This window comes from Microbacterium sp. zg.Y909, from assembly GCF_024626565.1.
The window spans coordinates 1-22,483 of record NZ_JANJFJ010000040.1; the positions used below are offsets into that span (position 1 = coordinate 1).

The following is a 22,483-nucleotide window of genomic DNA, read 5'->3' on the forward strand; positions in this document are numbered from 1 at the left end:
GGCCAGCCGCGCGCCCTTGACGTCGTGGTGGTGGAAGGTCACCCCGCCGCCGTCCTCGAGCCGCCGCGTGGCGGGCTTGCCGATGTCGTGAAGCAGGGCGGCGAGCCGCAGGCGGACGTCGGGCGCGCCATCCGGAGTGCGCTCCCGTTCGAGCTGGATCGCCTGGCGCACCACCGTCAACGAGTGCTCGTAGACATCCTTGTGGTGGTGGTGCTCGTCGACCTCGAGGCGCAGCGCCGGCACCTCGGGCAGGAACTTCGCCATCAGGCCGGTGTCGACGAGCAGGCGGATGCCGCGCGCCGGGTCATCGGCCTGCAGCAGCTTCACGAGCTCGCCCTGGATGCGCTCGGGGCTCACGATCGAGAGCGTCTCGGCGCGCTCGGTCATCGCGGCGACGGTCGCGGGATCGACGTCGAAACCCAACTGGGCGCTGAAGCGGGCGGCGCGCAGCATGCGCAGCGGGTCATCGCCGAAGCTGACGGCCGGGTCGACAGGGGTGCGGAGGATGCCGGCGACGAGGTCCTCGACGCCTCCGGTCGGGTCGACCAGGGCGGGGCCGGGAAGGCGCAGCGCCATCGCGTTGACGGTGAAGTCGCGTCGCGCGAGGTCGCCCTCGAGGTCGTCGCCGAACGCGACGACCGGCTTGCGCGTGGCGCCGTCGTACTCGTCGGCGCGGTAGGTGGTGATCTCCACCTGCTCGCCGCGGACGCGGGCGCCGATGGTGCCGAAGTCGCGGCCGATGTCCCACTGCGCAGAGGAGATCGGCTTCACGATCCGCAGGATGTCGTCGGGCCGCGCGTTGGTCGTGAAATCCAGGTCGTTCGTCGGCCGGCCCAGCAGCGCGTCGCGCACCGGGCCGCCGACGAGGGCGAGCTCGAAGCCGGCCTCGGCGAACGCGCGCGCCAGGGCGTCGACGACCGGCGACGCGGCGAGCGCGCCGATGCGGGCGAGGCCCTCGGCCATGTTGAGCATGGGTTCGAGCCTACCGAGCGCTCCTGCGCGCCCCTGTCGGCGACTGCCCAGCGAACCGCAGGAACTGTGTGAACAGCAACTCACGTACGCGAGGGAGAAGGTCCGCGCGCAACTCGGCGGCATCCACCTCGAGCAGCTGTGCGATCGCGTCGATCAGTACCCCGACCGGCAGGTCGCCGTCGCATGCCCCGACCAGGCCGGCCAGCGCGGGGTCGACCTCGAGGGTGCGCGCGAAGCCTCCGCCCTGACGCAACTCGATGACGCTGGGGTCCTCGGCGCCGGGCAGGTGGTGCCGCGCCTCGGTGACGTCGGGAGCCACCTCCAGCACGCTCGCCGCGAGCGCAGCGTCGTCCATGTCGGCAAGCCGCTGGTGCGCAGCGAGCGACGCCGCCAGGTGCGGGCCCAGGGCCTCGCCGACCGGCTGCGTCACCCGCTCGTAGCGGGCGAGCGTGGGCACCGACCCCTGCGAACGGTGCAGCAGCACGTATCCGAACCCGATGCCGGTGACCCCGCGCTCGGCGAAGTCGTCGAGCCAGGCCGCCAGCAGTCGAGTCGACTCCGGCGAACCGGGCTCCGTGCCGCCGTCGCGGATCCACAGCTCGGCATATGCGAGCGGGTCGAGAACCTCTCGCTCGACCACCCATGCGTCCAGAGGAATATCGGATGCCGCCACCCACTGGCGCACCCGATCGAGTCCGTCCTCGCCGGCGCGATACTCCCAGTTGCCCAGCAGCTGCGCGACTCCACCGGGAGCAAGGTGACCACCCACGCCGCTGACGACCTGCGCCACGAGCGCGTCGCCCACGAGCCCGCCGTCGCGGTACTCGTACGCCGGCACCCCCGCCGCGCGGGGCGTGATGACGAACGGCGGGTTCGAGACGACCCGTTCGAACTGCTCGCCCGTGACCGGCTCGAACAGGCTCCCCCGCCGCACCTCGATGCCGTCGACGCCATTCAGCAGGGCGTTGAGGCGCGTGAAGTGCAGCGCCCGCTCCGACACGTCCGTCGCGACCACGAGGTCGGCGTCGCGCCGCGCGCGCAGCGCCTGGATGCCACATCCGGTACCGATGTCGAGCACGCGACCCACCCGACCGGGCAGCTGCAGGCCGGCAAGCGTCAGTGATGCGCCGCCGACGCCCAGCACATGGTCTTCGGGCAGGGGCCCACCCAGCGCCGCCTCGTCGAGGTCGCTCGCGACCCACCACTGCACGTCACCGGCGTCATCGGAGAACTCCTGCGGGCGGATGACCGCGCGCGGCACGATCGTGTCGCCCGAGGCCGTCGCCAGCTCCAGGGCGATCAGTCCCGCCGCACCCGTCAGCGGCAGGGCGGCGTCCACGACTGCTACAGGCTGCCGCAGGCCCAGCACGAGCAGCCGGGCGAGCACCGCGAGAGGGTCGGACCGGCCGGTCAGAGCCCGCTCGGCGGGCAGGCGCAGCCCCCGCGCGATCGCCCCGTCGGCCGCCTCGCCCCACGCGTCGCGCAGACCGTCGGCAGAAAAGGCGGCGGCCCGCAGGTCGTCCGCGAGAGCGCGGCAGAGGGCGGGATCGGGAGGCGTCGGCATCCTTCCATTCAACCCCGCTTCGGGCGGATCGCCCCGCCGTTCGGGAAGCTCAAAGGCCGCCCGGCCTAGAATCGGCTGATCGTGCGGTCATGAATCGCACCCGAGCCGAAACCCGCCATGACCGACATCCCCGCCGCACCGCGCCGCCCCTGGCGCCTCGCGCTGCTGACCGCGCTGATGGTCGTGCTCATGCTCGCACCGGCATGGTCCAGCGCCGCAGCCGCCACCGCAACCGCCGCAACCAGCGCCGCTGCAGCAGCCACGCCCGAAAGCGACGAGACCGACACCGACGCAGCGCTCGAGATGACCCTGTCGCCGGTGGGCAATGGAATCGTGCGGCCCGGGGACGCTCTCGCGGTGTCGGTGACACTGTCCAACGACACGTCGCTGAACTCCCCCGCCGCCGAAGTGGTGCTGGAGCTGGGCGCGGCACCGCTGGGCGACCGCGCCGCGCTGAGCTCGTGGCTGGCAGGTGACGGCACCGCGGGCGACCTGGCTGTGGTGGCCGTCGCCGTCGCCGACGCCGTGGAGGCCGGCGAGCGCGGCGTGACCGGCCTGATGCTCCCCCCCGATGACCCGCAGCTGGCGGGCCGCGCGCCTGGGGTGTACCCGCTGCGCGCAACGGCCACGAACGCGTCGGGCACCCTCATGTCCACGAGCGTGATGACCGTGCCCGACGACGGCGCCGGCGGCGCCGGCGTGGGCGTCATCGTTCCCATCACCGCGCCGCCCGCGAGCGACGGCCTGCTCTCTTCGGATGAGCTCACCGCTCTCACCGCCCCGGACGGCGAGCTCACCGCACAGCTTGACGCCGTCGCCGGCACCACCGCGATCCTCGCCGTGGACCCCGCTGTCCTCGCGGCCGTCCGAGCGCTCGGCAGCGCCGCGCCTCCCTCGGCCACCGCGTGGCTGGCGCAGCTGGAGGCTCTGCCCAACGACCGCTTCGCCCTGCAGTTCGGCGACGCCGACGTCGCAGCCCAGCTCGACGCGGGCCTGCCCGCGCCGCTGCAGCCCACCTCGCTGCAGCCGTACCTGAATGCCGCGGACTTCGTGCCCGACCCGGCGGCGACCCCGGTCCCGACGCCCACTCCGACGACGACCCCCACATCGACGCCGGCGCCTGCGGGGGCGGACACCGACGAACCCGCACAACAGGTCACCCCGTCGCCCACACCGACGCCCACCCCGACCACCCCGCCGGGGCAACCGGTCTACCCGACGCTGGACGAGCTGGTCTCGGTCGAAGCCACGCGCGGGGCGGTGTACTGGCCCTTCACCGGCACCGCGGGGCCGGCGACGGCCGCCACTCTCGGCGGTCTGGGTAGCGGTGAGGATGCCGCGCTCACACTCATCCCCTCCGGCACGACCACCGCGGGCGCCGGCGACGCCACGGTCGCCGCCAGGGCCGTCGCGGGTGAGGCCTCGGTGCTCGTCTACGATTCGGCCGTCTCAGCGGCGCTCCGCGACGCCTCGGCGATCGACGAGAGCTCGCTGCGCGGCGCGGCACTGACCGAAGTCACGGCTCACCTCGCCTTCGCGGTGCGCGAGAGCGGCGGCCGCCCGATCGCCGTCACGGTCGACAGGCTCGATGGCCGTTCGAGCTTCGGCCTCACCATGGCGCTGTCGACGGTGGCCAATGCGCCGGGCGCCACTCCGGTCGGCCTTGACGCACTCGTCGCCGCGGAGCCCGTCGCCGTCACCGTCGCCGAGAGCGAACCCGACGAAGCCCGCACGGCCGCGGTCACCGAGCTTCTGGAAGGCGAGGCTGCGCTCACCGACTTCGCCACCATCCTCGAGGACCCGACCCTCATCACAGGCCCCGAGCGCGCGAGCATGCTGCAGCTGCTGGGCGGCGGCTGGCTTCCGCACCCCGAGACCTGGCAGGCGACCCTCGCCGAGCACGTGGAAGCGACCGCGGCGACTCTCAATGCGGTCAGCGTCCCCCAGCTCAGCGACATCAACCTGGTGGGCCAGAACGTGCCGCTGCGCATCTGGGTGCGCAACAGCCTGCCCTGGCCGGTCGATGTGGTGCTCATCGCCCAGCCCAGCGCACCCCGACTGCTGGTGCAGGAGGAGTCCACGGTGCGAGCCGAGCCCGACAGCAACACCCGGGTGGAGATCCCCGTCGAGGCGCACGTCGGCAACGGCGAGGTCGACATCCGGTTCGAGCTGCTCTCCCCCACCGGCATCCCCGTGGGCTCTCCCCAGGTCGCGACCGTCATGGTGCGTGCCGACTGGGAGGTGATCGGGGTCGGAGCCCTCGTGACGGTCGTGGGCGGCCTTCTCGTCATCGGGCTCTTCCGCACGGTGCGCCGGCGCAGACGGGCCACCGCAGATGCCGCAGGCGCCGAGGACGGAGAACGATGAGCATCGGCCGGGCAAGTGTCATGATCGGCGCGGGCACCCTCGTCTCGAGGGTGACGGGGCTGCTGCGCTCCATCGTGCTGGTCACGGCGATCGGCACCGCGATGGCCGGCGACGCGTTCGTCGTGGCCAACCAGCTGCCCAACGCGATCTTCCTCATCGTGTCGATGGGCATCCTCACCGGCGTCATCGTGCCGCAGATCGTCGCCGCCGGCCGCAGCGACGACGGCGGCGAGGCCTTCATCTCGAAGCTCATCACGCTGGGATCGGTGGTGCTGCTCGCGATCACGGTCATCGCCGTCGCGTGCGCGCCGCTTCTGGTCTCGCTCTACGGTGGTGGGTTCTCCCCACAGCAGCACGCCCTCGCGACCGTCTTCGCGTACTGGTGCCTGCCGCAGATCTTCTTCTACGGCCTCTACGCGCTGCTGGGCGAGACGCTCAACGCACGCCGCGTGTTCGGCCCGTACACCTGGACGCCCGTCATCAACAACGTCGTGTCGATCATCGGCTTCGGCGCCTTCATCGTGATCTACGGCACGCACTCCACCATCGAGGGCTGGGATGCCGGGATGGTCGCGCTGATCGCGGGCACCGCGACGCTCGGCATCGTGCTGCAGGCCGTGCTGCTGCTGGTCTTCTGGCGCCGCACGGGTCTGCACCTGCGCCCCGACTTCCACTGGCGCGGCATGGGGCTCGGCGTCATCGGACGCCTGGCGAGCTGGACGTTCCTCATGGTGCTCGTCGCCCAGCTGAGCGCGATCGTGCAGTCCAACGTGCTGTCGGACGCCTCCCGCGAGGCCGCCGCGGCGAACATGGTCACCGGCAACGCGAACCTCATCTTCATGCTGCCGTACTCGATCATCGTGCTGTCGATCGGCATCCCCTACTTCACCCAGCTCAGCGAGCACGCCGCCGACGGGCGGATCGGTGACATGCGCCGGGACATCGACACCAGCATCCGCTCGATCGGCGTGCTGATCGTCGGCGCCACGGTCGCGCTGGCCGCCGCCGCCGTCCCCGTCTCCCGCATCTTCACCAACGACGCACCCACCGCCGTCGAGGGCGCGCTCGTGCTCGGCGGGTATCTCGTGGGGCTCATCCCCATCGCCGTGCTGTTCACCATCCAGCGCTCGTTCTACGCGCTCGGCGACACCCGCACGCCCTTCGTTTTCTCGCTCGCGCAGGCCGTCATCGTCGCCCTCACGGCGCTGCTGGCATCCACACTTCCCGCAGGGCTCACGGCGGCGGGCGTCGCGCTCGGTCAGTCGATCGCTCTCACGGTCGCTCTCGTGATCGCGGCGGTCATGCTGCGGCGCAAGATCGGGCGCCTCGAGGCGGGGCGCTGGGTGCCCGCGCTCGGCCGGTTCATGCTGGCGGCCCTCCCCGCGGGAGCGGCCGGATGGCTGATCTACTTCGCCGTCGGCGCGCAGGACAGCTGGATGCTGGCCGACAAGCTGCAGGGGGCTCTCGGCACCATGCTCATCGGCGCCGTCGTCGCCCTGGTCTACGTCGGAATGCTGGCGCTGCTGCGTGCCCCCGAGCTGCAGGTCGCCCTGGGCCTGGTGCGTCGGGTGCTGCCCGGCAGGCGCTGAGTCGGCCGCGCGCGGTGCGCCGGGGGCGGCTGGAATGCCCCGCGGTTAGCATGTGTTGAAGACATGAGCGGGCAATCCTGTCCGCCGTCGAAGGAGCAGCACACGTGCGTCAGGTCATCATCATCGGATCGGGTCCCGCCGGCTACACCGCCGCCATCTACGCGGCCCGCGCCAACCTCGAGCCGCTGGTCATCGCGAGCTCCGTCGAAGTCGGCGGAGAGCTGATGAACACCACCGAGGTCGAGAACTTCCCCGGCTTCCCCGAGGCCATTATGGGTCCGGACCTCATGACGAGGATGCAGGAGCAGGCCGAGCGCTTCGGCGCCGAGGTGCTCTATCAGGACGTCGTGTCGCTCGACCTCGACGGCGACGTCAAGACCGTGACACTCGGCAACGGCGAGGTGCACCAGGCGTACTCCGTGATCTACGCCACCGGGTCGGCGTACCGCAAGCTGGGCGTCCCCGGCGAGGAGCGCCTGTCGGGCCGCGGCGTGTCGTGGTGCGCCACATGCGACGGCTTCTTCTTCCGTGAGCGCACGATCGCCGTCGTCGGCGGCGGCGACTCGGCCATGGAAGAGGCGACGTTCCTCACGAAGTTCGCCTCGAAGGTCTACATCATCCACCGCAAGGACACACTGCGGGCGTCGAAGATCATGCAGGAGCGTGCCTTCGCGAACGAGAAGATCGAGTTCATCTGGAACAGCGAGGTCGCCGACATCCTGGGCGACGAGGCCGTGACCGGCGTCGTGCTGCGCTCCACCACCGACGGCACCACCCGCGAGCTGCCGCTGGACGGACTGTTCGTCGCGATCGGCAACGACCCGCGCACGCACCTCGTGCACGACATGCTGGACCTGACCGCAGAGGGCACCATCTGGGTCGACGGCCGCACCTCGCGCACCTCGGTGCCGGGCGTCTTCGCCGCCGGCGACGTGATCGACCCGACCTACCGTCAGGCCGTCACCGCGGCCGCCAGCGGCACGGTGGCCGCCCTCGACGTGGAACACTACCTCGCGGCCCGCGGCGAGGCGTCGCTGCCCGAGAGCGACGTCGCGCAGATCGACGGCCTGCCGGATGCCGCCACGGTCGGCGCCTGAGGAACAATCCCCCACGCCTCGACGTTCCCCCTACTGACAGACTTCCCAAGGAGAGCATCATGACAGCCAAGGCCACCACCTCGAGCAACTGGCAGCAGGACGTCCTCGACGCCGACGGCCCCGTGCTCGTCGACTTCTGGGCGGAATGGTGCGGCCCGTGCCGCATGGTCTCGCCGATCCTCGACGAGATCCAGTCCGAGCACCCCGGCAAGATCACCATTCTCAAGCTCAACGTCGACGAGAACCCGGATCTTGCGATGAAGTACCAGATCACGTCGATCCCGGCGATGAAGGTGTTCCGCAAGGGCGAGGTCGAGAAGACGATCATCGGCGCCAAGCCGAAGTTCGCCCTCGAGCAGGATCTCGCCGCCTACATCGGCTGAGACGCCCTTACGCACGAGGCCCGGTCCAGACACGTCTGGTCGGGCCTTTCGCGTGCCTGGGGCGCCTCAGGAGGCGTCTGCGCGCACCGCGGCATCCCACCGACGGTGCGGCTCGGAGCCGAGAAGGCGCCAGACCGCGCTGGTGAGCTCCGGGTAGTCGAGGGCGATCTGTCGCAGCACGCGGTAGTTGCGGGCCTCGGTGGGCCGCGCACCGCCGTCGGCGGCGATGTTGTCGGCGCGCAGCAGCAGCACCACGAGCTCATCGACGCTCGGCAGGTCCTCCATGAACTCCCAAGGATCCTCGCCCGCACGCAGACGCTCGTGCACCAGCACCGACAGCTCGTCGCCGGCCTCGGCGCGCAGCAGTTCGAGACTCGCCCGGCGGGGGGCGTGGGACTCGGCGGCTGTCATTCATCCAGCCTACGTCGGCCCGCCGATGCCCGGGTCAGCGGGCGCCGAACTCGGTCTCGCCGATCTCCTCGAGAATGCGGTTGAGGTCCTGGATCGTCGCGAAATCGATGATGACCTGGCCTTTTCTCGCGCCGATGTTGATCTTCACCTTGGTGTTCAGTCGATCGCCCAGCCGCTCGGCGACCTCATCGAGGTGGGCACGTCGCGCGCCGGCCTTCGGGAGCGCACGGCGCGCCGTGCCGGCATCCGTCGCCTTCGCCGCAGCCTCGGCGGCGCGCACCGAGAGGTCCTCGTTGACGATCTTGTCGGCGAGCCGCTGCATCGCCTCGGGGTCTTCGAGTGACAGGACGGCGCGGGCGTGCCCGGCACTCAAGACGCCCGCGGCAACCCGGTGCTGCACCGGAATCGGCAGCTTCAGCAGGCGGATGGTGTTGCTGATCTGCGGCCGGGACCGGCCGATGCGTGTGGCGAGCTCTTCTTGCGTGATGCCGAAGTCCTCGAGCAGCTGCTGGTAGGCGGATGCCTCTTCGAGCGGGTTCAGCTCCGAGCGGTGCAGGTTCTCGAGCAGCGCGTCACGCAGCAGGTGCTCGTCCTCGGTGTCGCGCACAATCGCGGGGATCGAGGTGAGTCCCGCTTCACGCGATGCGCGCGTGCGCCGCTCCCCCATGATGAGCTCGTACTTGCCGTCGGCGTTGGTGCGCACGACGACCGGCTGCAGCACACCGAACTCCCGCACGCTGTGCACGAGCTCCGCGAGATCGTCGGAGTCGAAGTGCGTGCGCGGCTGGCGCGGGTTCGGGACGATGTCGTTGGGGTCGACCTGGATCAGGCGGGTGCCCGGGATGGCGACGAGCTCGGGGGCGTCCGGGTCGGGCGCCGGCGCGTCAGGGGCGTCGGCCTCAGGCGCGTCCGTCGCGTCCGTAAGCGAGGTGTCTTCTGACGCCGCGGGCTGCGCGGCGACGGCGGCATCCGTCGTGGACGTCTCCTCGGTTGCCGCGGCGGACGCGGCCACGGCTGCGGCCTCAGCCTCGGCGGCCTTCCGTGAGGCGCCGGGGAAGAACACGTCGACGGGACGCGCCTCCGACGGCTCCGACGTCGGAATGAGCGCCCCAATGCCTCGACCGAGACCAGTTCTCTTCGCCATCAGGGTTTTCCTTCTTCTTTGTGTGTCGTGCCGCGCTGGATGATCTCCACCGCTGCTTCCTTGTAAGCCACCGCGCCGGCTGAGTGTCCGTCATACGCGATGACGGTCTGTCCGAAGCTCGGAGCCTCGGACACGCGCACCGAGCGTGGGATGACCGTGCGCAGAACCTGCTCGGCGAAGTGCGAGCGCACCTCTTCGGCGACCTGTTGGGCGAGGCGGGTGCGGCCGTCGTACATGGTCAGCAGGATCGTCGAGACGTGCAGCTGCGGGTTGAGGTGCTTCTGGATCATCCGCACACTCCCGAGCAGCTGGCTGAGCCCCTCCAGTGCGTAGTACTCGCATTGGATCGGGATCATCACCTCGTCGGCCGCCGTGAACGCATTGATCGTCAGCAGCCCGAGGGAGGGCGGGCAGTCGATGATGACGAAGTCGAGGCGCGGCTGCAGATCGCGCAGGTAGTCCTCGAGGGCGGTCTTGAGCCGGTGCTCGCGTGCCACCTGGGACACCAGTTCGATTTCAGCGCCGGCGAGGTGGATCGTGCTGGGCGCACAGAAGAGATTCGGTGACTCCGGGCTCTGCTGCACGATGTCGGCGAGCGGGAAGTCGTCGATCAGAACGTCGTAAACGCTCGGGATGTCGGCCGTGTGGGGGATCCCCAGCGCCGTGGACGCGTTTCCCTGCGGGTCCAGGTCGATGACGAGCACACGTGCGCCGAGAGCGGCGAGAGCGGCGGCGACGTTGACTGCCGTCGTGGTCTTGCCGACCCCACCCTTTTGGTTGGAAACGGTGAAGACGCGGGTTTCTCCGGTCAATCGCACGTCGACGACGTCGAGCGCGCGGCGGCGTGCGGTGAGGTCCGCCAATTCCCGCGCCAGCGGTGCGTCGTCGAGGCTGAAGGATGCCGGTCCGGCTCCATCCTCGGGTTGTTTCACGTGAAACATCCTTCCGTTTTCGCTCGACGAGACACCTGTTCAACCCTACGCGACCCCGCCCCCACTCCCGTCCCCCGCACCGCCCAGCGCGGGCACAATCACACTCCGGGGTGGGCGTTTCACGTGAAACACGTCCGCATTCCGGCCCCCCGCGGGCTGGGGGCGTGTGCCGAAGGATTGTTACGACGCAGGAGGTGGCATCCCGACGTTGCGACGAGCGGTAAGCCTCCCCCGCCCGCGGTTGTGGAGCGCCCGGTTACGGTCGCGGGGCGTGTACGGCGACCTGGTCACCCGTCTTGGGCCGCGGCGACGACATCTCACGCGGTCCCCCGGAGGCCGCACCACCCCGCCACACAATCCGTGGTGCACCAGGGGAACGCCGGGCAGACAAGACCCGCATCGCACCCGCTTCCGGAGCCTTCGGCCTGGCGGCGCCTCGACGTCCCGGTGCGACACGCATTCGGGGTCGGCGTGGCCGGCCCGGAGGCCAGCCTCGTCGTACGGAATGGGGTGCGCCGGCGGTAGATCGTCGATGCGCCCCCCCCCTTTGCAAGCGCGCGCGTCGCGGCAACCTGGGCGCCCTCCCTGGCCGAGGCCCCGGGATCAGCGTCCGGACGACCGCTCGGCCGCGCGTGCCGAGACTGCGGCAACTGCGGCCGCGTGAGGTTCATTTTGGCTGCGCGCAGCGTCCGCCGCGGAGGACTTCGCGCACGCGGTGGCGCGTTGGGCCTGCTGCGCGCGCACCACAGCGACGCTGGTGCAACCGAAAAGGCCCACAGATAACCCCGAGTGCACACAGTTGCGTGCCCTGTCGTCCGCGGTGGCCGAGCTGGACACCGCAATAGTCACACCGTGTGCGGCCGGGGGACGCGGAGAGACCTCTCCACAAGATGGGTCGTCGTGCTTGTTTCACGTGAAACGGAGCAATGACCCGGTGCACGCCGGTAATCCACGATGGAACCCCCATTCCCCCACATCCTTCGGTGCCCTTTGCCGCCGTGGGGGGTATGTTTCACGTGAAACGGCAGTGAGATGGGGCACAGCACCTGATCGGGGGTCGGCATCACGCCGGTCGTTTCGAGTCGCCGCCACGTCGCGCGCCAACACCCGACCCGCCTGTACGCACGACCCCTTGACGGCCGAACCCGTGAAATGCGGAGCGGTGTTTCACGTGAAACGTACCGATTTGCGCGGTTTCGCGTCTCGTAGCCCAGAGCTCGTTGCCTGCATCATTCCGTAGCGACCCCTCGCGCGCCGTGCAGTGGCTGCGGCATGCTGCACCGCCGCTTCCCCTACTCGCTCCACACTCCCCCGTCCTCCTCAGAGGTGTGCAAGTCCGCGGTTTCACGTGAAACATCTGATCCGGCGATACGCGTGCGACTCGCAGCGTTCAGCCGGGGTCGACCCGAGCTCCGGGAAGGTGCCGCCGCACTGACCCCAATGCCGCACGCATGGGCACCCGAGGGAGTGACACCTCGGCCCGCGACCGAGTCACCGAGCCAACTTGGCTGCTTGTTTCACGTGAAACAGGGCAAACGAGGGAACTCGCCCCCGGATCAGGCTGTGGTGCCCCCACGCCGCGGTGCGAGGTGGCCCCAACGCGCGGAGTGTGGGATCAGGCTAGCCAGCGCGGCCGGCGGGGGCCCATGCGGCTCTGGTGCCGCGAAAGGAGCGCACAGGCACACTCTCCCCCGCTGCTGCGCATACGTGACACCCCGTGGGCCCTCTGCGCCCTGTAACCGACCAGTCGCAGACGGTGCGGCGGTGCGCTCGGCGGCGAGGCCCCGCCTCCCGCACCCCCGCCGCGCGGCAGAATTGTCACCTACACGGACCTTGAGCCTGAGGGCTTTGGGAAAGCGATGCGCGCCGGGTGCCCCCGCCGTCGCGACCGAAGAACCGGGTGCGCGCGGCGCATGCGCACCGACGCGCAGAGTGTTTCACGTGAAACGCACCTCCCCTGCCCACTTCTCGTCGGCAGCCCTAGCCGCTGCCGCTACCGAGTCATCTATCGCATGCCCACGGCATCGCCGGGCCGCGTAAGTACGGCGAGTTTGGGTGTCGGGTGCCTTTGGCAAGCGCCGGTGACCTCCCTTCGGCCAGATCAGGGTGGATGAGGGGGCAGAGCAGAACATGAGTATCCACCGACTCGGCCGCCCATCGGTTGCAACACCGGCGCAGGGAAACCACCCGTAGACGGTCAGTCCGCCTTCTCGCCACCGCCACAAGCCAGCCGAGCCGCCGACGTCACCAAGGCTTTGCGCGCGTCCGATAGTCGACAGGGCGTGCCACATCACGAAGGCGACAATGCCCGTTGGCGGGCTCCCTCAAGTCAGCGCGTCCTGAAGTGAGCGCGTCGCGGTTGCTCATTCGAGGCGGCGAATACTCACCCGACCCGCCGAGTACTCACTCGGCACCGCGAAAACTCACGCGGCAGCAGATGTCGTGTTTCACGTGAAACAGGTGTCGTTTCGGCGGGCATCCCGCTCGAATCACTGCCTCTCGGCGCCGTTTTGAGAGGACGCCGGAGTGCGGATCGCAGCGCAGAATGGCTCTCACACAACCGAAATGGGTCGCTCTTTCCCATCGAGAACGCCGAGAGCGGTCGGCCGGACGGCCGCGTGTGCGCTGAAGCAGCAGGCGCGTCAGCGGACGGTGGCTCGGATGACTCGCGTCGGCTCCGCGATCAGCCCCTCGCCCACCGGTTCCACCCGCACGTCCGAAAGACGGAACTTGCGAATGACCTTCTCGGCAGCCGCGATCTCGTTCGCCGCGTTCGCGCCCTTGAGCAGGACGAGCTCCCCACCGTCACGCACCAGTGGTGCCGTGATCGGAACCAGCGTACGCAGCGCGCTCACCGCCCGCGCAGTCACAGCATCGAGGACGGGACCGCGTGACCAGTCCTCCGCCCGGGCACGCAGCACCTCGACGTTGTCGAGTCCCAGCTCACGCACCTGTTCCTCGAGCCACAGCACCCGGCGCTCCATCGGCTCGATGAGCACCCACCGCACGTCCGGACGCGCGATCGCCAGCACGACTCCAGGCAGACCTGCGCCGGACCCGACGTCGCCCACCGTTCCCTGGAACAACGGGGCGGCCACCGCGCTGTTGAGGATGTGCCGCGTCCACAGCCGCGGCAGCTCGAGCGGTCCGATGAGACCACGCTCTTCGCCGTGCGCGGCGAGCGCCGACGTGAACGCGCGCGCAGCGTCGATGCGGTCGCCGAAGATATCCGCCGCGACCTGGGGTTCTTCTTCGAGAGCGTTCATCATGGAAGCGGAACGTCAGGCGCGGCTGATGACCGTGTGGCGGTCGGCACCCTCGCCGTAGGACTCCGAGACGAAGCCCCGCGCCGAGGCCACATCGTGCACGAGCTTGCGCTCGTAGCTCGACATGGGAGGCAGGGATGCCTGCGACGCGCCCTCGTCCAGCCGCTCGATCGCGAGATCGACCAGGCGCTCCAGTTCGCGCTGGCGCTGCTCACGCGATCCCCCGACATCGAGGATCAGACGCGAGAAGCGTCCGGTGCGGTTCTGAACGGCAAGCCGTGTCAGCTCCTGCAGCGCCTGCACCGTGTCCGGGTGGCTCAGCAGAGACAGCGAGCCCGAGTCCTCGGCTTCGACCGACACGTACGCGCGCCCGGCGCGCACGTCCAGGGCGAGGTCACCGTCGATGTCGGCGATATCGAGCAGCTCTTCGAGGTAGTCGGCGGCGATGTCGCCTTCCTGCTCGAGCTGCTCGACCGTGGCGTCCGCGGATTCAGGCGTGAGAGTCATGTCCGTTTTCCTTTGTGCGATCAGGACTTCTTGGGCGGCTTCGGCGGCGTCGTGCTCGGCCGGCTGCCGTCAGTGCCGTCTGCTGCGGAGCCTCCAGCGGCGTCGGGGCCTGCCGGCTTCCCCGAACCGTCGGTCGAGGCCTTCTTCGCGGGACCACCCTTGGGCGCCTGCTTCTTCTTCGCACGCTGCTTGCCGACCGGCTGCTGGCGCTTGGGCGCGGCGGCACGTGCGCGCTCTGCCTCTTCAGCCAGACGCCGCTGCTCCTCCTGGTACTTCTCCATCGGGATGACGCGGCCCTTGGAATCAAGCGCTTTGCCCTTGCGTGCCAGACGCTCCTCGCGCTGCTTCGCGGCGTCGGAGCCGGGCGTCGGCAGGTTGCGGATCACGACGAACTGCTGCGCCATGGTCCACAGGTTCGACGTGAACCAGTACATGACCACACCGAGGGGGAAGAAGACACCCGAGAAGATGAATGCCAGCGGCAGCACGTACAGCATGATCTTCTGCATCTGGTACGCCTGGCCGGTCTTGGCCTCGGGCGACAGGTTCTTCGAGATGATCTGCAGCTGGGTGATGAACTGCGACGCGATCATCAGCACAACGAGGATGATCAGGATGATGACAGTCGCGGTCTGTCCCTGGTTGATCGCGTCGATCATGTTGACGTGCAGCGGAGCGACATCGAAGAGCTGCGCGTCGTAGAACTGCCTCGTGAGCTCGGTGTTGAGCAAGCCCACACCGCCCACGCCCCACTCAGCGTGCTTCTTGACATCGCTGAGCGTGTAGAACATACCCAGCAGAATCGGCATCTGCACCAGCAGCGGCAGACAGCTCGACACCGGCGTGGTCCCGTGCTTCTTATACAGCGCCATCGTCTCGCGGCTCATGGCCTCGCGAGAAAGCTGGTCCTTCTTGCCCCGGTACTTCTCCTGGACTTTACGCAGTTCAGGAGCAATTTCCATCATCTTGCGCTGGCTCTTGATCTGCCGCACGAACAGCGGGATCAGCGCGGAGCGCACCACGATGACGAGGCCGATGATGGACAGAACCCAGGTGGCACCTGCCGTAGCAGGCATCCCCACAGCAGTGAACAGCCAGTGCCAGAACACCAGGATGAGCTCGACGAGCCACTTGAACGGCCACATCAGCGTGCTGAAGAGGTCGAAACCCTCCCCCGGAGGCGGTGTCGTCGGGGTGGGGACCACCGGGATCGGGGTGGCAGCGAAGAGATCCAGCACGGATCAGTCCTTTCCGGAGGGCACGACGAATCCGTGCCGAGTCAGCTCATGGCCAAAGCGTGGATTCGACGGTACGTCATCGATCCCGCCGACAGCCCAGGGATGGCAGCGGGCCAGGCGCCTCGCAGCCATCGCGGTCCCTTTCGCAAGCCCGTACTGCTGGACGGAGCCGACGGCGTAGGCCGAACACGAGGGGTAGTACTTGCAGACGTCGCCATAGACGTGGGAGATCGTGGCGCGGTAGCCGTGCAGAAGGGCAAGCCCCAGGTTGCGAGGAACGAGGGGGATGCCGCGCACCAGCGCATCGGCGTGGAGCGCGCCGTCACCGACGAAAGCCGTCGGCAAGGTCGACACGCTCATACCGGCACCCGTTTGGCCAGACAGCGCCGCACCTCGCTGCGCAGTTCGGCATAGGGCGCGGTCGCGGCGCTGGGCAGAGCGCGGATCACGACATCGGCGCCCGAGGGCACGTCGCTCAGCGCCTCGGCGCACACGGCCTTGAGCCGCCGCCGGACGGTGTTGCGCACAACGGCGCCGCCGACCTGCTTGCTCACGATGAAGCCGAACCGGGGGGTGCCGTCACCGGGGGATGCCGCGACATAGGTCACGGTGTGGGATCCCCCACACCGCCGACCGCCGCGGACCACCGCTCGGTACTCGACGCCGCGTGTGAGGCGGTTCGGCCTCGAAAGCACAGCTTGCGTCAGGCAGAGAGCTCGGTGCGCCCCTTGGCGCGACGAGCGGCAAGGATGCCACGACCCGCGCGGGTACGCATGCGGGCGCGGAAGCCGTGCTTCTTGGCGCGACGACGGTTGTTGGGCTGGAAAGTGCGCTTGCTCATGAGGATCACTCCGGATCGGCGGTCACCGGAACGCTGGGACCGGGGACGCGGGTACAGGGGACTGCCCGACTGGGCATACGTCAACCGATTAAGGGTACGTCGCGCCGCCCGATAACTCAAACCGGGCGCAGGCAGCCGCTCACTTTATCCACCGGCTGCACCCACGCCTGGCAATGACACGCGGCGGCGGCCTACAGTGGATTTGGTGGAGGCGAGGTTGCCTGATTAGCGTTGCCCCCGCACGTTATCCACAGGCCCGCCCCCTCCGCGTGCGGCGGGATGCCACGGCGCATCGACCCCCGGAGGCGCAATGTCACAGCACGATCTTCCAGACGTTCCGGTCTGGAGAGCCGTGCTCGGCGAACTCTCCCACGACGAGCGGGTCACCCCTCAATTGCAGGGATTCCTCAGCCTCGCCGTGGCGCAGGGCGTCATGAGCGGAACGCTGTACCTGGATGTGCCCAATGAGCTCACCGCCGCCCAGCTGAACAAGCGTCTGCGCGCGCCGATCATGGAGGCCCTCGCCCGGGTCGACGCGCAGCCGGCGGCATCGGCCTTTCGCGTGGTGGTCAACCCGGAACTCGCCGACGCGCACCTGAGCGCACCGACGCCCCTGCAGCCGGCACCGGCGCCCGTCATCGTGCGCAGCCCCATTGCCGAGGAACCCGAGCCGATCGCACCGCCGTCCCGCAGCGACACGCGGCTCAATCCGAAGTACACCTTCGACAACTTCGTCATCGGCCAGTCCAACCGGTTCGCCCACGCGGCGGCGGTCGCCGTCGCAGAAGCACCGGCGAAGGCATACAACCCGCTGTTCATCTACGGTGACTCGGGGCTGGGAAAGACGCACCTTCTGCACGCGATCGGCGAGTACGGGCTGAGCCTGTACCCAGGCATCCGCGTGCGGTACGTCTCGAGCGAAGAGTTCACGAACGATTTCATCAACTCGATCGCCAACAACCGCGGCGCCGCGTTCCAAGCGCGCTACCGCGAGGTGGACATCCTCCTCATCGATGACATCCAGTTCCTGCAGGGGCGCGCCGAGACGCAGGAGGCGTTCTTCCACACCTTCAACACGCTGCACGACCACGACAAGCAGGTCGTGATCACCAGCGATGTTCCGCCACGCCACCTCACCGGGTTCGAAGACCGCATGCGCAGCCGCTTCGAGTGGGGTCTCATCACCGACGTGCAGGCGCCCGACCTCGAGACCCGTATCGCGATCCTCCGCAAGAAGGCGCAGTCCGAACGGCTGCTCGTGCCCGACGAGGTGCTCGAGTACATCGCGACGAAGGTCTCGTCCAACATCCGAGAGCTCGAGGGCGCCCTCATCCGGGTCTCCGCCTTCGCGAGCCTCAATCGCTCCGCACTCGACATCGCATTGGCGCAGACGGTGCTCCGCGACATCGTCGACCATGACGACGCCAACGTGGTCTCGCCCACCGACATCATCACGGCCACCGCACAGTACTTCCGGCTGTCGGTCGACGACCTGTACGGGTCGAGCCGCTCACAGGCGGTGGCGACCGCACGTCAAATCGCCATGTACCTGTGTCGCGAACGCACGAGCCTGTCGCTGCCCAAGATCGGGCAGCTGTTCGGCAACCGCGACCACACCACCGTCATGTACGCCTACAAGAAGATCAGTGAGCTCATGAAGGAGCGTCGCTCGATCTACAACCAGGTGTCCGAGATCACGACGCAGCTCGGTCGCAACGGCCGCTGACGGCCGCTGACGGCCGCCGCCGTAGATCCGCCGCCTGAACACCCCTGCGCGGGACAGGCCTCTCTTCGGGGTACCCACGACGCTTCTGCGAGGGCTCCCACCGCGCGGGACCCCTCTCACGCCGCCTCCCCGTCGCCACGACGACGTCTTGCGCGCGCCCGCGCCCGCATTCCCCGCGGCGTATGTTCCACGCCGTGCACATGCCATCCGTCGGCGGTTGACAGGGCGCCTGTGGGGTCCCATCATCCAGTTCTGCACAGTGTGGAAAACCTGTGGATAAATGTGAGACGCGCCGACACGATTGTGAGTGGATCCGGCCCGCCTGTGGATGACAAGAGTTTTGTGACACCCCCCGACAACCCGCGGAATCACGCCAATCCTCACGGAATCCACAAGTCACACACGTGTAGTTCGGTTGTGCCGACTGGGATCGACGAAGTTATCCACAGTTTCCACAGCTGTTAACAAGATGACAGAACCATCTCTATGAATTCCGGGTCCATCACCGTGTCCGCCGCTGCGCCGGCGTCTTCCGAGGCCGAGGCTTCGTGGCACTAGCATGGGAGGCCCTACCGCCATCAAGGGAGCACCAGTGAAGTTCCACGTCAATCGCGATGTCTTCAGCGAGGCCGTGTCGTTCGTCGTGAAGCTTCTGCCGCAGCGCAACCCGCAGCCGATCCTCGCCGGTGTGCTCATCGAAGCCACCGACACCGGGCTGTCGCTGTCGGCTTTCGACTACGAGGCATCCGCCCGCACCACCATCGAGGCGACCGTCGACGACCCGGGCACGATCCTGGTCCACGGTCGACTGCTCGCCGACATCGCCAGCAAGCTCCCCAACGCGCCGGTGCAGATGAGCCTCGAAGAAGACGGCGGCATCCTGCTCACCTGCGGCTCGGCCCGCTTCACCCTGTCGTCCATGCCGGTGCAGGAGTACCCCGCCATCCCCGAGGTCTCCGGAGAATCGGGCCTCGTCCCCGCCGATGACTTCGCCACCGCGATCGCCCAGGTCGCCTTCGCGGCCTCGCGCGACGACGTGACACCGGTGCTCACCGGCGTGCAGCTCGAGGTCTCGGGCACGCAGCTCAGCCTCGTCGCCACCGACCGCTACCGCGTCGCGCTGCGCGAGCTGCCGTGGGACGGCGGGTCGGCGGCGTCCGAAGAGACGACGACCGCGCTCGTGCCGGCGCGCACCCTGACCGAGGTCGGCAAGACCTTCGCGCACTCCGGTGACATCTCGATCGCCTTCTCCGGCACCGGTGACCGCGAGATCATCGCGTTCACCGCCGGCAACAAGACGGTCACATCGCTGCTGATCAAGGGCAACTTCCCGCCCGTGCGCCGCCTCTTCCCCGAGCAGACCGAACACCACGCCGTCGTCAACACCGCCGACCTCGTCGAGGCGGTGCGTCGCGTGTCGCTCGTGCTCGACCGCTCGGCGCCGCTGCGGTTCACGTTCACCGCCGACGGCGTCTCGATGGACGCCTCGGGTACGGAGCAGGCTCGGGCGACTGAATCGGTCGATGCCACGCTCGTCGGCGAAGACGTCACACTGGGCCTGAACCCCCAGTACCTCATCGAGGCTCTCGGCGCCGTCCGCAGCGAGTTCACCCGCATCACGTTCACCTCCAGCGAGAACGCCAACAAGCTCAGCCCCGTGCTGATCACGGCGCAGACCTCGGTGGACAGGGCGGGCGAGGGGTCGTTCAAGTACCTGCTGCAGCCCAACCTGCTCCTGCGCTGACCTGCCGCCGCCCGGCGTCCTGTCGGACCGGCGAACTAAGGTGATTCGGTGATCGTCGAGCAGCTCAGCCTCGTGGACTTCCGCAATTATGCGGCGGCCGACGTCGCACTGACGTCGGGAGCGAACGTCTTCGTCGGCCGCAACGGCCAGGGAAAGACGAACCTCGTCGAGGCGATCGCGTTCTTGGCCACGCTGGGATCGCACCGCGTCTCGAACGATGCCCCGATGGTGCGTGACGGCGCGGATGCCGCAATCGTGCGGGCGCGGCTCGCCCACGGGGAGCGGCGCGTGCAGCTCGAGGCCCAGGTCAACCGTCAGGGGTCGAACAAGGCGCGGGTCAACGGAGCTCCGGTGAAGCCTGCCGAACTGCCGCGGTACGCGCAGGTGGTGCTGTTCGCCCCCGAAGACCTGCAGATCGTGCGCGGCGACCCTTCGGCTCGCCGTCGCTTCGCCGATCAGCTGCTGGTCCAGCGCAGTCCCCGCATGTCGGGAGTGCTCGCCGACTACGACCGCGTGCTCAAACAGCGCACTGCGCTGCTGAAGTCCGCGAGGGCGCGGGGCGTTCGCGGCGACGCGCTCGCGACCCTCGACGTGTGGGACGACAAGCTCGTCACCCTCGGCACGCAGGTGATCCGGGCCCGGCTGGCACTGGCCGCCGAGCTCACCCAGCCGCTCGTCGATGCCTACTCCTCCATCGCCGGCGCCGACCACAGTCCCGAGCTCGTCTGGGCGCTGTCGGTGGACGGCGCCGACCCCGAAGAGGATGCCGCGTCTGCGGCGACCGCCTCCGATGCGTCCGCCGTCGAGGCGCTCTTCCGCTCCGCCCTCGCCGCCCGCCGCACCGCCGAGCTCGAGCGCGGCCTCACCCTCACCGGGCCCCACCGCGACGACATGCTGCTGCGCGTGCGGGGGCTGCCGGTGAAGGGATATGCCTCGCACGGTGAATCGTGGTCGGTCGCGCTCGCACTGCGCCTGGCATCGGCCCATCTGCTGCGGGCGGAATCGCGCCTCGGCGACCCGGTGCTGATCCTCGACGACGTCTTCGCCGAGCTCGATGCCGATCGGCGCAGCCGTCTCGCCGGGCTCGTCGCCGACTACGAGCAGGTGGTCGTCACCGCTGCCGTCGAAGAAGACGTGCCGCAGGCGCTGCGTGCGCGGACCGTGCGCGTCGAGGCGGGTCGCATCCTGGAGGCGGACGATGACTGATCCCGCGCGCATTCCCGAGACGATTGCCACGTACATGCGGCTGCGGGGCCTGGAGCCCACGCAGCGGTCGCGGCGCCGCCGGCGCCCCGCGACGAACGATGAGAACGCCCCTTTCACGCCGGGACGCGATCCGCACGGACTCGGCGACGTGGTCGCCGACCTCACGCGCGCTTCGGGGTGGAACTCGCAGCTGGCCCGCGAGGACCTGGTGCTGCAGTGGGAACAGGTCGCCGGTGAGGAGACCGCGCGGCACGCATCTCCGGTGGCGCTGGGTGACGGCGTGCTCACGGTGCAGTGCGACTCGACCGCGTGGGCGCGGCAGCTCACCCTCATGCGCGCGACGATCGTCACCGAGATCGTGCGACGCTTCCCCGAGGCGGGGGTCTCGAGCATCCGCTTCGTGGGCCCGGACGTCCCCTCCTGGAAATGGGGTCGCAGAGCGATTCCAGGGCGGGGTCCCCGCGATACCTACGGTTGACCGACGATCTGGGCCATTCCGGCGGTTTTCGTCGCGCCACAGGGCCATTCAGGCCGCGAGCGGGCGGTGAAACCCGATAGACTGGACGCTCACGCAAGATCGATGTGGAGCGCTCGAAACATATGACGTCTCAGAATCCCGACAGCGTTTCCGAAGAACCCGAATCGCGTACGGCGCCGGCGCGGAACAGCGAGTACGGGGCAGATGAGATCCAGGTCCTCGAGGGCCTCGAGGCGGTCCGCAAGCGCCCCGGCATGTACATCGGGTCGACGGGTGAGCGAGGCCTTCACCACCTCGTGTACGAGATCGTCGACAACTCCGTAGACGAGGCTCTCGCCGGGTATTGCGACACCATCAACGTCACCATCTTGGCCGACGGTGGCGTTCGAGTCGTCGACAATGGCCGCGGCATCCCCGTGGACATCCACCGCGCGGAGGGCAAGTCCACCGTCGAGGTCGTCCTCACCGTCCTGCACGCCGGCGGCAAGTTCGGCGGCGGGGGATACGCCGTCTCGGGTGGTCTGCACGGTGTGGGCTCGTCAGTGGTCAACGCGCTGTCGAGCCGCCTCGAGGTCGAGGTCAAGCGTCAGGGGCACGCATGGCGCCAGACCTACCGCGACGGCGGTGTTCCGCAGGCTCCCCTCGCACAGGCCGAGGAGACCGACGAGACCGGCACCACGATCGAGTTCTGGCCGGATGACACCATCTTCGAGACGGTGCACTTCGACTACGACACGCTGCGCACCCGCTTCCAGCAGACCGCGTTCCTCAACAAGGGACTGCGCATCACGCTCCGTGACGAGCGCCCCGACTCGGTGTACACCGTCGATCTGCCTGACGGCACGTCGGAGGAGCACCAGCCGAATGACGACTTCCACTACGAGCGGGGCTTGGTCGACTACGTCGAGTACCTCAACAAGGTGCGCAAGGCAGAGGTCGTCAACGACGAGATCATCGAGATCGAGTCCGAGGACCGGGTGCGCCACATCGCCCTCGAGCTGGCGATGCAGTGGACCAC

Annotated in this window: 20 protein-coding genes; 9 read left to right on the forward strand and 11 right to left on the reverse strand. The window is 68.9% G+C overall.

Annotated features, from left to right (window positions below):
* A partial coding sequence (locus NQ160_RS05125; protein WP_257514162.1) for a CCA tRNA nucleotidyltransferase occupies positions 1–972 on the reverse strand: 972 nt, incomplete at its 3' end.
* Between the two features lie 10 nt (positions 973–982).
* A complete protein-coding gene (locus NQ160_RS05130) occupies positions 983–2,536 on the reverse strand; it encodes a DUF7059 domain-containing protein (RefSeq protein WP_257514163.1) in 1,554 nt (517 codons plus the stop codon).
* A 117-nt stretch (positions 2,537–2,653) separates the two neighbouring features.
* On the opposite strand from NQ160_RS05130, the gene NQ160_RS05135 reads away from it, so the two are divergent.
* The 4 genes from NQ160_RS05135 (at position 2,654) to trxA (ending at position 7,972) form a co-directional block, all read left to right on the forward strand.
* The gene (locus NQ160_RS05135) at positions 2,654–4,903 is read left to right on the forward strand and encodes a DUF6049 family protein (RefSeq protein ID WP_257514164.1); all 2,250 of its coding nucleotides are present in this window, start codon (positions 2,654–2,656) and stop codon (positions 4,901–4,903) included.
* Between the two features lie 20 nt (positions 4,904–4,923).
* Entirely contained in the window at positions 4,924–6,492 is a 1,569-nt protein-coding gene (murJ, locus tag NQ160_RS05140) for a murein biosynthesis integral membrane protein MurJ (RefSeq protein WP_374113629.1), read from the forward strand.
* A 104-nt stretch (positions 6,493–6,596) separates the two neighbouring features.
* Positions 6,597–7,589 carry a thioredoxin-disulfide reductase gene (gene trxB, locus NQ160_RS05145; protein WP_257514166.1) on the forward strand — a complete coding sequence of 331 codons (993 nt, stop codon included), beginning with the start codon at positions 6,597–6,599 and terminating at the stop codon, positions 7,587–7,589.
* 59 nt (positions 7,590–7,648) lie between these two features.
* Positions 7,649–7,972 (forward strand): thioredoxin, encoded by a 324-nt coding sequence (gene trxA, locus NQ160_RS05150; RefSeq protein WP_191719678.1) that lies wholly within the window; start codon positions 7,649–7,651, stop codon positions 7,970–7,972.
* Positions 7,973–8,038: 66 nt separating this feature from the next.
* Here trxA and NQ160_RS05155 read toward each other — a convergent pair whose 3' ends face one another.
* The 9 genes from NQ160_RS05155 to rpmH all read right to left on the reverse strand — a co-directional run bounded on the left by NQ160_RS05155 (position 8,039) and on the right by rpmH (position 16,311).
* A complete protein-coding gene (locus NQ160_RS05155) occupies positions 8,039–8,383 on the reverse strand; it encodes a tryptophan synthase subunit alpha (RefSeq protein WP_257514167.1) in 345 nt (114 codons plus the stop codon).
* A 34-nt stretch (positions 8,384–8,417) separates the two neighbouring features.
* A complete protein-coding gene (locus NQ160_RS05160) occupies positions 8,418–9,527 on the reverse strand; it encodes a ParB/RepB/Spo0J family partition protein (protein WP_257514168.1) in 1,110 nt (369 codons plus the stop codon).
* On the reverse strand, positions 9,527–10,468 hold the full coding sequence (locus NQ160_RS05165) for a ParA family protein (RefSeq protein ID WP_257514152.1): 942 nt from the start codon (positions 10,466–10,468) through the stop codon (positions 9,527–9,529). The genes NQ160_RS05160 and NQ160_RS05165 overlap by 1 nt, the downstream gene beginning before the upstream one ends.
* Positions 10,469–13,101: 2,633 nt before the next feature.
* Positions 13,102–13,725, reverse strand: a complete 624-nt coding sequence (gene rsmG / locus NQ160_RS05170) for a 16S rRNA (guanine(527)-N(7))-methyltransferase RsmG (protein WP_257514169.1) — start codon at positions 13,723–13,725, stop codon at positions 13,102–13,104.
* Between the two features lie 15 nt (positions 13,726–13,740).
* On the reverse strand, positions 13,741–14,232 hold the full coding sequence (locus NQ160_RS05175; RefSeq protein WP_257514154.1) for a Jag family protein: 492 nt from the start codon (positions 14,230–14,232) through the stop codon (positions 13,741–13,743).
* A gap of 20 nt (positions 14,233–14,252) precedes the next feature.
* Entirely contained in the window at positions 14,253–15,467 is a 1,215-nt protein-coding gene (yidC, locus tag NQ160_RS05180) for a membrane protein insertase YidC (RefSeq protein WP_257514175.1), read from the reverse strand.
* Positions 15,468–15,473: 6 nt separating this feature from the next.
* On the reverse strand, positions 15,474–15,830 hold the full coding sequence (gene yidD / locus NQ160_RS05185; RefSeq protein ID WP_257514170.1) for a membrane protein insertion efficiency factor YidD: 357 nt from the start codon (positions 15,828–15,830) through the stop codon (positions 15,474–15,476).
* Positions 15,827–16,165, reverse strand: coding sequence for a ribonuclease P protein component (gene rnpA / locus NQ160_RS05190; RefSeq protein WP_308211446.1), 339 nt, complete (start codon positions 16,163–16,165; stop codon positions 15,827–15,829). Before rnpA ends, yidD begins: the two co-directional genes overlap by 4 nt.
* Positions 16,166–16,173: 8 nt before the next feature.
* A complete protein-coding gene (gene rpmH, locus NQ160_RS05195) occupies positions 16,174–16,311 on the reverse strand; it encodes a 50S ribosomal protein L34 (protein ID WP_013584598.1) in 138 nt (45 codons plus the stop codon).
* 310 nt (positions 16,312–16,621) lie between these two features.
* On the opposite strand from rpmH, the gene dnaA reads away from it, so the two are divergent.
* From dnaA to NQ160_RS05220, 5 genes are all read left to right on the forward strand, one after another.
* Positions 16,622–18,037, forward strand: a complete 1,416-nt coding sequence (gene dnaA, locus NQ160_RS05200; protein WP_257514172.1) for a chromosomal replication initiator protein DnaA — start codon at positions 16,622–16,624, stop codon at positions 18,035–18,037.
* Between the two features lie 592 nt (positions 18,038–18,629).
* On the forward strand, positions 18,630–19,781 hold the full coding sequence (dnaN, locus tag NQ160_RS05205; RefSeq protein WP_257514173.1) for a DNA polymerase III subunit beta: 1,152 nt from the start codon (positions 18,630–18,632) through the stop codon (positions 19,779–19,781).
* Between the two features lie 48 nt (positions 19,782–19,829).
* The gene (recF, locus tag NQ160_RS05210) at positions 19,830–20,987 is read left to right on the forward strand and encodes a DNA replication/repair protein RecF (protein ID WP_257514174.1); all 1,158 of its coding nucleotides are present in this window, start codon (positions 19,830–19,832) and stop codon (positions 20,985–20,987) included.
* Positions 20,980–21,465, forward strand: a complete 486-nt coding sequence (locus tag NQ160_RS05215) for a DUF721 domain-containing protein (RefSeq protein ID WP_257514160.1) — start codon at positions 20,980–20,982, stop codon at positions 21,463–21,465. The genes recF and NQ160_RS05215 overlap by 8 nt, the downstream gene beginning before the upstream one ends.
* Positions 21,466–21,587: 122 nt before the next feature.
* Positions 21,588–22,483, forward strand: an 896-nt coding sequence (locus NQ160_RS05220; protein ID WP_257514161.1) for an ATP-binding protein, incomplete at its 3' end; no start/stop codon positions are given.

Excerpts from the sequence above, each read along its gene's own strand:
- NQ160_RS05155 (WP_257514167.1), bottom strand. The coding sequence starts at position 8,383 with ATGACAGCCGCCGAGTCCCACGCCCCCCGCCGGGCGAGTCTCGAACTG.
- NQ160_RS05130 (WP_257514163.1), bottom strand. The coding sequence starts at position 2,536 with ATGCCGACGCCTCCCGATCCCGCCCTCTGCCGCGCTCTCGCGGACGAC.
- NQ160_RS05160 (WP_257514168.1), bottom strand. The coding sequence starts at position 9,527 with ATGGCGAAGAGAACTGGTCTCGGTCGAGGCATTGGGGCGCTCATTCCG.
- trxA (WP_191719678.1), top strand. The coding sequence starts at position 7,649 with ATGACAGCCAAGGCCACCACCTCGAGCAACTGGCAGCAGGACGTCCTC.
- dnaA (WP_257514172.1), top strand. The coding sequence starts at position 16,622 with ATGTCACAGCACGATCTTCCAGACGTTCCGGTCTGGAGAGCCGTGCTC.
- yidD (WP_257514170.1), bottom strand. The coding sequence starts at position 15,830 with ATGAGCGTGTCGACCTTGCCGACGGCTTTCGTCGGTGACGGCGCGCTC.
- NQ160_RS05215 (WP_257514160.1), top strand. The coding sequence starts at position 20,980 with ATGACTGATCCCGCGCGCATTCCCGAGACGATTGCCACGTACATGCGG.
- NQ160_RS05175 (WP_257514154.1), bottom strand. The coding sequence starts at position 14,232 with ATGACTCTCACGCCTGAATCCGCGGACGCCACGGTCGAGCAGCTCGAG.
- NQ160_RS05165 (WP_257514152.1), bottom strand. The coding sequence starts at position 10,468 with ATGTTTCACGTGAAACAACCCGAGGATGGAGCCGGACCGGCATCCTTC.
- NQ160_RS05135 (WP_257514164.1), top strand. The coding sequence starts at position 2,654 with ATGACCGACATCCCCGCCGCACCGCGCCGCCCCTGGCGCCTCGCGCTG.
- murJ (WP_374113629.1), top strand. The coding sequence starts at position 4,924 with ATGATCGGCGCGGGCACCCTCGTCTCGAGGGTGACGGGGCTGCTGCGC.
- rsmG (WP_257514169.1), bottom strand. The coding sequence starts at position 13,725 with ATGAACGCTCTCGAAGAAGAACCCCAGGTCGCGGCGGATATCTTCGGC.
- rpmH (WP_013584598.1), bottom strand. The coding sequence starts at position 16,311 with ATGAGCAAGCGCACTTTCCAGCCCAACAACCGTCGTCGCGCCAAGAAG.